General features: G+C 39.9%; 11 protein-coding genes. 9 read left to right on the forward strand and 2 right to left on the reverse strand.

Translation table 11 applies throughout. From position 1 onward, the window contains the following. Positions 1-596: 596 nt before the first annotated feature. The 3 genes from NSS77_RS10745 to NSS77_RS10755 all read left to right on the forward strand — a co-directional run bounded on the left by NSS77_RS10745 (position 597) and on the right by NSS77_RS10755 (position 3,430). Positions 597-755: a cyclic lactone autoinducer peptide gene (locus NSS77_RS10745; protein WP_342468747.1), complete on the forward strand. Its 159-nt coding sequence runs from the start codon at positions 597-599 to the stop codon at positions 753-755. Positions 756-939: 184 nt separating this feature from the next. Further along, a complete protein-coding gene (locus NSS77_RS10750) occupies positions 940-2,256 on the forward strand; it encodes a GHKL domain-containing protein (protein WP_342468748.1) in 1,317 nt (438 codons plus the stop codon). A gap of 256 nt (positions 2,257-2,512) precedes the next feature. After that, on the forward strand, positions 2,513-3,430 hold the full coding sequence (locus NSS77_RS10755; protein ID WP_342468749.1) for a VWA domain-containing protein: 918 nt from the start codon (positions 2,513-2,515) through the stop codon (positions 3,428-3,430). Between the two features lie 163 nt (positions 3,431-3,593). Here NSS77_RS10755 and brnQ read toward each other — a convergent pair whose 3' ends face one another. Further along, entirely contained in the window at positions 3,594-4,931 is a 1,338-nt protein-coding gene (brnQ, locus tag NSS77_RS10760) for a branched-chain amino acid transport system II carrier protein (RefSeq protein ID WP_342468750.1), read from the reverse strand. A 270-nt stretch (positions 4,932-5,201) separates the two neighbouring features. Between brnQ and NSS77_RS10765 the strand changes: the two genes are divergently transcribed. The 6 genes from NSS77_RS10765 to NSS77_RS10790 all read left to right on the forward strand — a co-directional run bounded on the left by NSS77_RS10765 (position 5,202) and on the right by NSS77_RS10790 (position 10,820). After that, positions 5,202-5,864, forward strand: coding sequence for a hypothetical protein (locus NSS77_RS10765; protein WP_342468751.1), 663 nt, complete (start codon positions 5,202-5,204; stop codon positions 5,862-5,864). A gap of 214 nt (positions 5,865-6,078) precedes the next feature. Further along, on the forward strand, positions 6,079-7,128 hold the full coding sequence (locus NSS77_RS10770; protein ID WP_342468752.1) for an iron-siderophore ABC transporter substrate-binding protein: 1,050 nt from the start codon (positions 6,079-6,081) through the stop codon (positions 7,126-7,128). A 1-nt stretch (position 7,129) separates the two neighbouring features. Further along, a complete protein-coding gene (locus NSS77_RS10775; protein WP_342468753.1) occupies positions 7,130-8,164 on the forward strand; it encodes an iron ABC transporter permease in 1,035 nt (344 codons plus the stop codon). Further along, positions 8,161-9,192, forward strand: coding sequence for an iron chelate uptake ABC transporter family permease subunit (locus NSS77_RS10780; RefSeq protein ID WP_342468754.1), 1,032 nt, complete (start codon positions 8,161-8,163; stop codon positions 9,190-9,192). Before NSS77_RS10775 ends, NSS77_RS10780 begins: the two co-directional genes overlap by 4 nt. Continuing rightward, positions 9,192-10,031, forward strand: coding sequence for an ABC transporter ATP-binding protein (locus tag NSS77_RS10785; RefSeq protein WP_342468755.1), 840 nt, complete (start codon positions 9,192-9,194; stop codon positions 10,029-10,031). The genes NSS77_RS10780 and NSS77_RS10785 overlap by 1 nt, the downstream gene beginning before the upstream one ends. A 207-nt stretch (positions 10,032-10,238) precedes the next feature. Beyond that, entirely contained in the window at positions 10,239-10,820 is a 582-nt protein-coding gene (locus NSS77_RS10790; protein WP_342468756.1) for a nitroreductase family protein, read from the forward strand. A 105-nt stretch (positions 10,821-10,925) separates the two neighbouring features. Here NSS77_RS10790 and NSS77_RS10795 read toward each other — a convergent pair whose 3' ends face one another. Then, the gene (locus NSS77_RS10795; RefSeq protein ID WP_342468757.1) at positions 10,926-11,261 is read right to left on the reverse strand and encodes a hypothetical protein; all 336 of its coding nucleotides are present in this window, start codon (positions 11,259-11,261) and stop codon (positions 10,926-10,928) included. Positions 11,262-11,432: the final 171 nt, after the last annotated feature.

Genomic DNA, 11,432 nt, shown 5'->3' on the forward strand with positions numbered 1-11,432 from the left:
CACTTACTATCAAACAAAGGAGGGAGTATGAGAAATTTCCAGAATCGAAAACGCGATCTTCCATCTATTAAATCAAGAGTATTTTTCCAATCTGGAAAGGGAAAAATTAAAATTTGGAATTCAACTCATTCTTTCTGAACTCTACAAAATCATCTTAATCTATTCTTTGGCTTATTTATTAGACTGCATTGTTCCTACATTGATTGCTCATATTAGCTTCTTTCTGTTAAGGCAGGTTTGTTTTGGATATCACTTCAGCAATTTGTATGTGTGCATTGGTACAAGCATCATTACATTTCCAATCGCGGTCAAATTGATTGCCAGTTATTATAATATGATTTCCGGCACTCTCTTATACATCATCTTTGGAGTTTCATTAATACTCATTTATATGCTTGCACCAAAAGGCACAGAAAAACATCCGCTTATTAATCAAAATCATAAAAAATATTTGCGGAAAAAAATGATGTTCCGCGTATTCCTAATATTCGGAATATTTTGCATTGTGAATTTTGATGTGAAGGTTTTTATTGCTTATGGGGTATTGGTGGAAACTATTATGCTAATAGCACAATCAATCAAGGGGGAATTTTATTATGAAATGGATGAGTGTTAAAAATGTATTGGCAAAAATTGCTGCATTTGTAGTGGTATTCGGAGGAATAGCGACTACAAATGGATGTACGACATTATTCCATGAGAAAAAAGTGCCAAATGAGTTATTACAAAATAATCTGTTTGCTTCAAAAAAATAATGCATTTTGTAAGAAAGTTCCGACTTCCATGATCCCGTCGGAACTTTTCTTTTATGTCAAGACAACTGTACCTTGTTACAGGTGAATTGTATTATTAAAATAAAATATAGGAATACCCATTTTATTTCCACAATACACCACGAGACAACCAACATCACTCTATTAATTAAGCTGGGAGAAAAATATGAAAATCTTGTTTATAACGATTGAGCTTTTCTTGATTTTTTGGGCAATCATGTACACAGCGCAAATCAAATTAAACTTTAAATCGATTTTCGGTTTCATTTTATTCATTTTTGGACCTACCAGCCTCGCTTTTTTATGGATGGGACAATGGCAAGGGATTGTTTATTTCATTATCAGTTCCTTCGTTTATCTTTATGTGCTTTCGAGGGATTATATAGTGCTGGTACACCTTTGCTTTTTCATCATTTTCGGCATTCTGGTGGACAATCTCACCCAATATGTTTTGCTTCCTTTTACCTTTGATTTCTTGCCGGGAGTTCTGGAACATTATTGCCTTTTCATTTTGATATATATTTTATGTATTCTGATTTACCGATATTTTTACAATAAGGTCATTGCATACGTCCCGGAAATGAAAAGCGCTTACATATTCATTCTTTTTGTGCTGATCGTAACGATGGCCACCTTTTATATAAATATTTATTTGACGGAATATTTATCAAAGGATACCATTTTGGTTTTTAATCTCATTATTCAAATTATTTACTTTGCCATCATGCTGTTTATACTTTCTTTGACGATTTTCAACATCAAAAAGCAACATTACATTAATAAAATTGAATTTGAAAATGCCCAGTTTGAGAACTATATGAAGTCGTTGGAAGTAATCAATAATGATATGCAAAAATTCCGTCATGATTACCTCAATATACTCGTTACAATGCAAGGTTACATAGAAGTCAATGATTTTGAAGGATTGAAAAAATATTTTAAAAAGCATATATTTTCGACCGAGGAGAACACGTTAAAGAGGAATCAGCTGTTGGCTTCTTTATCAAAGTTGAAAATAACCGGTATTAAAGGGCTCATTTTATCAAAAGTGATGCAGGCCGAAAATGAAAACATCTCAGTCAATATCGAAATATCGGATAAAATTGAAGATATTCATATGAATATGATTGATTTGGCGCGAATTCTGGGAATCTTTTTGGATAACGCCATTGAAGCGACTGCGGATTCCAAGTCGGAAAAAAGTATTGATATCGCTTTTTATAAAACAAACAGCGATTCCGTGATGATCATTATTGAAAATACTTTCAATGGAGATTTGGTGAATGTGGAGGAAATCTATAAAGAAGGCTTCTCCACAAAAGGGCAAAACCGCGGAAAAGGGTTAAGCAATGTAAAATGTATTTTGAATCATTATCCCAATGCCCATTTAAACACTTCCATTCATGAAAATTCCTTTACACAAGTTCTGGAAATTAAAAATCATGGATATGATTGCCCAGAGAGGAAATCAACCAGTGAGTGATACTTCAATGAATGAACCTTGATAGGCGTGAAGCCTTTCGAGGTTTTTTTGTGGGGATTTAAAAGTTTTCAGTGATTTACCGGATATCTCTGAAAATCCAACTGAACAAGAATTAGATAGCTATTATCGTGAAATATTAAAACGAGTGCAATTTGATTATGAGGGACCAGAAAACCTGATTAATCGACTCAAATTTGAAACATTTGGTAATCCCCAAGTTACGGATTCCCGCTACCAATTCAAAGAGAATTTAAATGTGTTATTTATCATTGACGCATCGGGAAGTATGGCACAAACCATCAATGGGAAAGCAAAAATGGCTTCAGCCAAAGACTCTATTTTAGCTTTTGTAGAAAAACTGCCGCAAAATGCGAAAGTTGGCATTCGAGTTTATGGCCATAAAGGAAGTGGCTCTGATTCGGATAAGAAATTATCCTGCAGCAGCAGTGAACTGATGTATTCCATTTCCAATTATAATCCTGAACAGTTCAAAGCAGCGCTTAATCAATTTTCTCCAAGCGGCTGGACGCCAATCGGACTGGCATTGCGTGAAGCCAAAAAGGATTTGGCTGCCTTTGACGGTGAAAACAATACCAATATTGTGTACTTGGTCAGTGATGGAATCGAAACATGTGAAGACGAGCCGATAGAAGCGGCCAAAGAGTTATACAACTTCAATATTACCCCTATTATAAATGTGATTGGATTTGATGTGGATAATGAAGGGCAACAACAGTTGAAACAATTGGCTTCCGAAGTGAATGGAATCTATGGCACAGTAACAAGTGAAAGTGAATTGCAAAAGGAACTGGAAAAACTGAATAATTTGGCAGAACAATGGGGGAAATGGTTGAAGCAGGGAAAACAACAATATGAAAGAAATTATATTAAAAATAACTTGGAAATTTTTGTTTATATAACGAAGGAAGAAAGTAAAGGAGTACAAGAGAGAGAAAAAATATATTTCATTTTAACAAAATTGCACGAAGAAAAAGTATTTAATAATGAAACCTACGAATATTTAATAAATAAAAATAGTAAATATCATAAATGGATTGATAATGAGATTAAAAATTTCAATAAAGAATTAAAGGCAATCAATGAACAAAATTATAAAGAAGCCCTTGAACAGTTAGAAGAAAAATATGTCACCAATACCCAAATAAGTAGATAGATGAGTGATTCAATGAGAAGTGAGTGCGAAGCAGACCACTCACAGTAGAACAATTGGAGAAAAATATCTTTCCAATGGCCAACAGTAGGAAATGAATCCGCCAAAACAGTGGAGAAATCAAGAAAAAAATGAGGCTGCCGGGAAACTTGGCAGCCTCATGGCATTATGTGGTTTTTTTGGGCCAAACCAGGCCGATGATGACCCCGACGATTGCCGGCAACATCCAGCCAAGGCCGATGTTGTAAAGCGGCAAATAATTGGAGTAGAAAGATTTGATCGAATCGAATAAGGACAAGCTTGCACCTGGCAAACTCGAAACCAATGTGCTGTATCCGTCAAAGAAACTGACGCAGAATGTGAAGACCATCGCGGAAGCATAAACGCTCCGCTTATTTCCATATAAATGGGAAAATAAAGTCAATAGTATGAGCACGATTGCCAAAGGATAAAGCAACATTAATACAGGGATGGCGAATTGAATGATGTTGTTCAATCCAAAGTTGGCGATGGTGAATGAAACAAGGCACAGAATCAATACGAACCATTTGTAACTGACTTTCGGGAACACTTGATTGAAAAACTCACTGCAAGATGTAATGAGCCCGATACTTGTTTTTAAACAAGCTAGCACAATGATGATGGCAAGCAGGATGGCCCCATAGTCGCCAAAATAATGCTGGGCGACGGCTGCAAAAATTTGACCTCCATTTTCGAAGGTACCAATGGCGGATACGCTGGATGCCCCCATATAAGTGATGAGCCCATAGATGAGCGCCATTAGCGCCATGGCAAAAACGCCGGCTTTCAAAGTGGATACGGCAATTTCCTTTTTATCGGTAATCCCCTGTCCCTTGATGGCATTGATGACAACAATTCCGAATGCCAAGGATGCGAGGAGATCCATTGTGTTATACCCTTCTTTAAAACCGGTAATAAATGCAAGGTCCCCATAATCTCCGTCAGGGTTCTGGAATGTCCCCATCGGTTTGATTATGGCGATCACAATTAAAATGAAAAGGAACAATAAAAATGCAGGGGTTAAATATTTCCCGATATAGTCCACGATTTTGGCGGGATTCAAAGAGAAATAATAAACGATCGCAAAAAACACAAAACTGAAAATACCTAAAAATAATGTGCTGTATTCAGGATTGATGTACGGTTCGAAACCTACCACAAAAGGCACTGTGGCCGTCCGTGGAATTGCAAAAAACGGCCCGATCGTCAAGTAGAGGGCGATGGCAAATGCAACGCCGAATATTGGGTGAACCCGTCCGGCCAGTTCAAGCAAACTGTTGCTTCCGGACAAACCGAATGCGACAATTCCCAAGAAAGGCAGTCCGATGGCGGTAATGAGAAATCCGATCAAAGCCGGCCAAAAGTTCGTACCGGCAAGTTGTCCCATTTGGATTGGAAAAATTAAATTCCCCGCACCAAAAAACATGCCGAACAGCATGGTACCAATGATGGCATAGGTAGTAAATGAACTTGACTTTTTCATAATCATGCTCCTTCTCAGATGAATCTCCATCATTTTATCAACTATCGAAAAAGGAATCTATGAATATTAAGAAAGTAGGAAAATAAGGAATTTTCACTCTAATAATTAAATTGTTAATTTTTTTATAAATTTAACGATATAAAAGAGTAGATATCCGCTGTTATAAAAAGATATAAAAACTAAAAATTCTGAATTATACAAATTTTATATTTACAAGAACGCTTGTTCGTGTTAATTTATTTTTGAAAATGTTGAAGAGGGGTTGTTCTTATGGAATATAAGGATGAAGATCAAAACGATTTTGAGAGCGGTTCCGGCGACGAAAACCAAAAAGAAAGGAATTCGTTCAAACCTTTTTTCTGGGGGGAACAAACAGACGTCATTTTTGAGGAATTTAGAAGCACTTATATCCGGATTGATACTTCAATCGAAACAAATCCTGAATTGCAATTGATCAACGGATGGTCAAACATCATTTCAATCAATGAAGGGGCACAAATCATCGGATATCTCCACTTCAAAATTTATAATTCGTATTTCATAAGACCGTCTGAAATGTTATCGGTCGCAAACAGTTTTTCAAGTGAAGAATATTTTATCATGTCCTCATTCATGAAACATTTTCAAAAAGAAATGAAAGAATGTTATTTAAAGCTTCTTGTAGTGAGTGAGATATCTTTGAATGATGATTATTTGAATAAAGGGCTGGAAATGAAAGTATTGATCGAGTTGATCAGTTTGTGCCGCATTTTGGAAGTGGATTATATTCTATTGAAGCCTTATTCCACATTCGAAGAAAAATTTGGCAGTGCAATAAGGAAAAATAAAAAACAGGCGGTAAAATTGGCGGTTCTTCGCAATAAACTCGTTTTTGATGTCTATTATTTTGAAGAGGATCAACCGGTGATTGTACTGGATATTCGACATATATGACATAGATGAATAATAATTTTAATACATAACCGGCATCATGTTCCCCTGGCTCAGGGAGGCATGGTGCTTTTATTTTGGGAAGTTTTTCGCACAAAATCATGGGGTAAAATTTTATCACGGAATTGGAATTTGTGATTGACAAACATTTATACAAAATATATATTTACATTGCGAATGATAATTATTATCAATAATAAAATATGGGGTGTAAAATATGAATCTTAAACGTTATCTTTCTGTTTTATCATTAACTTTCATATTTTTATTGGTCTTGGCGGGTTGTTCCGGTCAATCCGATGACAAAGATTCAAAAGAAGCTGAATCAAATGCGGAAAAAAATGAAAACCGTTCCGAATATCCAATTGTCATAAAACATGCCTTTGGTGAAACGGTGATTGAAGAGAAACCGGAACGCGTTGTAACAATTTCCTGGGCAAACCATGATGTGGCTTTGGCTTTGGGGGTTGTGCCGGTTGGATTCTCGGCCGCCAACTACGGCGTACAAGATGACAGCGGAATGCTTCCGTGGACAAAAGAGAAATTGAAAGAACTTGGTGTTGAAAATCCGAATATTTTCCAAGATACAGACGGTCTGGATTTCGAAGCGATTGCAGATGCTGAACCGGATGTAATCCTTGCCGCCTATTCCGGTATTACACAGGAAGAATATGATCTTTTAAGCCAAATCGCTCCGGTTGTGGCTTATCCGGAAACTCCATGGGTGATTTCTTGGAGAGACCAAATTTTATATAATGCCAAAGGAATGGGGATGGAAGAAGAAGGAAAGCAACTGATTAAGGACACTGAAAACTTAATTCAAGAGAAAGCGGGCGAACATCCTGAAATCAAAGGGAAAAAAGCCGCTTTTGCTTCCATCAGCGCAGCCGATTTATCCAAATTCTACATTTATACAACTCAAGACCCTCGCGGTGAATTTCTTGAGGAATTGGGAATGCAATATCCTGAAAGCTTAATCGAAACATTTGGGGATCAGGACAGTTTCTATATTGAAATGAGTGCGGAAAACGCGGATGCATTAAATGATTTGGACATCATCGTGACATACGGGGATGACAATACTTTAAAAGCGCTACAAAATGATCCGATTTTAGGCAAAGTGCCTGCCATTCAAAAAGGGGCCGTTGTAGTCATTGGCGATAATACGCCACTTGCGGCGGCGGGAAATCCGAATCCGCTATCCATTGCGTACACCATCGATGAATACTTGGGCTTACTTTCTGAAGCGGCCAAAAAGCTGAATTAATATGAAAACGACTGCCTATAAAGAGAACAAGCAAACCCTCATCCCGAAAAGATTTGCAGCATTACTCATGGTGCTCGTATTATTGCTTGGTGTTTGCATCATCGCTTCGTTGCTGTTTGGTTCAAGGGCCATCGGTTTGGCGGATATCATGGACGGGTTATTTCATTCCAATGTCGATACCCACGAAGCCAATGTTGTGCGGCAAAGGGTGGTTCGCACGATGTTCAGCATCATGTGCGGTGTGGCTCTAGGGGTTTCCGGCGCTTTGATGCAATCAGTGACCCGCAATCCGATTGCAGACCCAAGCATTCTGGGAGTGAATACGGGAGCCGCCCTTTTTGTCGTAACCGGGATTGCATTTTTCCATATCACTTCTGCCGGTCAATATATTTGGTTTGCCATTGTCGGAGCAATGATAACAGCCGTATTCGTTTATTCGGTCGGTTCGATGGGAAGCGGTGGCGCGACGCCGTTGAAACTTGTATTGGCCGGGGCCGCGACAAGTGCCGTATTGTCATCGCTTGTCTCGGCCATTATGATTCCCCGCAACAACGTCATGGATCAATTCCGTTTTTGGCAAGTAGGCAGCGTAGGATCCGGCACGTGGGATTCCATTATGATTTTTCTTCCATTTCTAATTGTAGGTCTCCTGATTGCATTGATGACAGCGCCGGCTTTAAATGCAATGCTTTTGGGGGATGAGGTTGCCAAAAGTTTGGGTGTACGGATTGGGTTTATTCGGCTCCTTGCCGCATTTGGCGGAGTGCTGTTATGTGGTGCCGCAACCGCGCTTGCAGGCCCGATCGGGTTCGTCGGCTTGCTCGCAACCCATGTCATTCGATTAATCATTGGACCGGATATGCGATATGTCATCCCGATGTCCGCCTTGACAGGAGCGATCATTTTGACATTTTCCGATGTTATCGGCAGGATCCTGGGAAGTCCGGGGGAATTGGAAGTCGGAGTGGTGACGGCCTTTATCGGTGCCCCCATTTTAATCTTTATCACAATGAAAGCGAAAGTTCGTGAAATATGATGAATGAGACATTGCAGTTAATTCGGACAGCTCGATCAAGAAGGTTTCGCCGTTTTGTGCTTTTGACATCCTTGCTTTGCCTGATCTCCTTTGCTTTGTGCGCCTTGATGCTGATGCTGGGCAACACGATTTATCCCGTCCAAGATGTCATCCGGGTGCTTCTTGGGGAACAAGTCAAGGGAGCATCTTTTGCTGTTGGAACGATCCGATTGCCACGGATGGTGGCAGGACTGTTTGCGGGGTTTGCCTTTGGAGCAGGCGGTTATGTGTTTCAAACGATGCTCCGCAACCCGCTCGCCAATCCGAATGTCATTGGGATTACAACAGGTTCGAGTGCCGCCGCCGTTTTTTGTATCGTCATCCTCCATGCGAGTTTGGCAATGACATCCGTTGCTGCCGTTATCGGCGGTTTAGGTACGGTTTTGGTGATCTATTTGTTGGCGAAAGGAAGTTCTTTTTCCATCGGACGATTGATTTTAATCGGCATTGGCATTCAGGCGATGCTCAATTCCGTCATTTCTTATTTATTGTTGATTGGAAGCCGGAATGATTTGCCAACCGCATTGCGTTGGTTGAGCGGAAGCTTAAATGGTTTAAAAATGGAAACCCTTTTTCCTTTAATCGTGACCGTTGTACTTTTTACTCCCATTCTGCTCTTATACGGCAAACAACTGGAAATGTTGGAATTGGGCGACCAAACCGCTACATCTCTAGGCGTGAACGTGAACATGACCAGAATCATGCTCATGATCAGTTCCGTTTTGATGATTGCCATCGCTACCGCAACGACAGGACCGATCGCCTTTGTGTCCTTCCTTGCGGGACCGATCGCCAATCGGATTATGGGTTCGGGCTATTCCAACATAATTCCTGCCGGGCTCGTTGGTGTCATTTTGGTGCTGGCCGGAGATTTGATTGGCCAACATGCCTTTGAAGCGAGATATCCTGTAGGGGTGATCACCGGCGTGCTTGGAGCGCCTTACTTGCTCTATTTATTAGTCCGTTTGAATCGAAAGGGTGGTTTTTAATGAATCCTGCACACGTGCTGACAGCAAAAAATTTATATGCGGGCTACGATAAAAAGACGGTTTTGCAAGATGTTACCATTACCATTCCAAGCAATAAAATCAGTGTGATTATCGGAGGGAATGGTTGCGGCAAATCCACATTGCTCAAGACGATGGCAAGGTTAATCAAGCCTGCAAGCGGCCAGGTCATGTTGGATGGGAAACCGATTCATCAAATTCCAACGAAACAATTGGCTCGTGTGTTAGGGTATTTGCCTCAATCACCCATTGTTCCTGAAGGGATCACTGTGGTTGATTTGGTAGGCCGGGGAAGATTTCCGCATCATTCGTTTTTAAAAGGCTGGACGAGCAAAGATGATGAAGCGGTCAGCGAAGCGATGGAAATCATGAACATTACGGATTTGGCGGATCGATATATCGATGAGCTGTCAGGCGGCCAAAGACAGCGGGTATGGATCGCAATGGCCCTAGCTCAACAGACGGATATCCTGTTTTTGGATGAACCAACCACCTATCTGGATATCACCTATCAGGTGGAAATATTGGATATGTTGACAGATTTGAACCGGAAACGGGGCACAACCATCGTATTGGTGCTGCATGATATCAATTTATCCGCCCGATATGCGGATCATATTTTTGCCTTCCAGCAAGGAAAGCTGGTGGCGGAAGGAACTCCGTCAGAAGTGATCAATAGCCAATTAATTAAAGATGTTTTTGGACTTGATTGCACAGTGATTCAAGATCCGGTTTCATTATCCCCATCCATTGTGCCAATTGGCAGATATCATAATCATTTGGAAAATTCCCGTTTTGAATGCCGTCTGGAAAAGTGCTGACTTTCCGGCGGCTATTTTGCCGTTTGGCGCAGGAAAATCTAATAAAGGCTTGTACCAAGTCCTTCAAAAGCGCGGCAGGTGAATCAGTCAGCAATCGTAAAAAAACACCATGTTGAAAACTCTTCATTTGATTGTCAGTTATTAGAAACACATTTTCAAAAATGTTATGTTAATAATATAAGTAGCAAATAGATGTAGGAGGTACCAATGATGGAATTTTTTGAAGCAGTAAAAAATCGCCGGTCCATTCGTGCATTGGAAGATGAAGCGGTTGTACCTGATGAAGAAGTGGTTGAAATTGTCAAATCAGCTTTGAATCATACACCGACTGCATTCAATGGGCAAGAAACCCGTGTAGCCATTTTGTTTGGAGAACATCATAAACAACTTTGGGACGACGCGGAGAAAATTGCCCGCGATAAAAATCCGGTAGATTTTGAACGGACACAACAAAGAATTCAAGGTTTCCGTAATGGTCATGGAACTGTTTTATTCTTCCAAGACCGGGAAGTCATTGAAGGTTTGCAAAATAAAATGCCCCATCTCCGTGATGCGCTTGAAGCATGGGCCCATCAAAACCAAGGCATGCTTCAATACGTCATCTGGACGGGATTAGAGGAGGTCGGTTATGCCGCATCCCTTCAACATATAGACATCGATATACGTCCAGAGTGGAACATTCCTGAAAATTGGAAGATTATTGCGCAAATGCCTGTCGGTAAACAAGCGCAGCCGGCGATCGAAAAAGAGATTATCCCGGTGGAGAAAAAACTTGTTGTCCTTAAATAAGTTCCCATCCATCAAACGGACTTCGAGGAAAAGTGAAGGATTCTTTGGATCAAGAAATGATGATGAGCTTGCGAAATAAGTCAAGGACTTGTTTTGCAAGCTTTTTTAATAATAAGGAAACCTCTTTTCTTTCTGTTTTTCAATTTCCTTTGTCAAATATTGAATTTGCCTTTCGAGTTCCTTGATTCTTTCTTCGTACGGGTTTTGGTATGGCGGTTGTGTGGGTTGTTGGGCAGGCTGTGGGGTACGTTGTTGGCGCTGAAGTTGTTCAATCTCCAGGATTGCTGAATAAGTTGAAATCAATGCCCCGATGATTTGAATAATATTGCCGAACACTGCTAATTTTGCAAGACTGATATCGGAAGAGTCATTGCTGGTGCTGTTTTGTGCTGACTGATTTTCTTGTTCAAGTTGAAAAAATGGGTAAAATTCATTGACCATCCTCCAGCTCCCCCGATCCAATTATCTTTTGTATTATATGTTTTTGATAATAAAAAAGTAACTGAATGAAAATTCACGGATGAAGATGGGGAATAGTTCCAATCCTTCTATTGGGGGAAAAAACAAGGTGTCCTGATCCAGAAGTATTGGACACCTTGTTTTATCAATTTA

Source organism: Ureibacillus sp. FSL K6-3587, assembly GCF_038593165.1.
Lineage (GTDB): Bacteria > Bacillota > Bacilli > Bacillales_A > Planococcaceae > Ureibacillus > Ureibacillus suwonensis.

Excerpts from the sequence above, each read along its gene's own strand:
- NSS77_RS10775 (WP_342468753.1), top strand. The coding sequence starts at position 7,130 with ATGAAAACGACTGCCTATAAAGAGAACAAGCAAACCCTCATCCCGAAA.
- NSS77_RS10795 (WP_342468757.1), bottom strand. The coding sequence starts at position 11,261 with ATGGTCAATGAATTTTACCCATTTTTTCAACTTGAACAAGAAAATCAG.
- NSS77_RS10785 (WP_342468755.1), top strand. The coding sequence starts at position 9,192 with ATGAATCCTGCACACGTGCTGACAGCAAAAAATTTATATGCGGGCTAC.
- NSS77_RS10750 (WP_342468748.1), top strand. The coding sequence starts at position 940 with ATGAAAATCTTGTTTATAACGATTGAGCTTTTCTTGATTTTTTGGGCA.
- brnQ (WP_342468750.1), bottom strand. The coding sequence starts at position 4,931 with ATGAAAAAGTCAAGTTCATTTACTACCTATGCCATCATTGGTACCATG.
- NSS77_RS10765 (WP_342468751.1), top strand. The coding sequence starts at position 5,202 with ATGGAATATAAGGATGAAGATCAAAACGATTTTGAGAGCGGTTCCGGC.
- NSS77_RS10770 (WP_342468752.1), top strand. The coding sequence starts at position 6,079 with ATGAATCTTAAACGTTATCTTTCTGTTTTATCATTAACTTTCATATTT.
- NSS77_RS10745 (WP_342468747.1), top strand. The coding sequence starts at position 597 with ATGAAATGGATGAGTGTTAAAAATGTATTGGCAAAAATTGCTGCATTT.
- NSS77_RS10780 (WP_342468754.1), top strand. The coding sequence starts at position 8,161 with ATGATGAATGAGACATTGCAGTTAATTCGGACAGCTCGATCAAGAAGG.
- NSS77_RS10790 (WP_342468756.1), top strand. The coding sequence starts at position 10,239 with ATGATGGAATTTTTTGAAGCAGTAAAAAATCGCCGGTCCATTCGTGCA.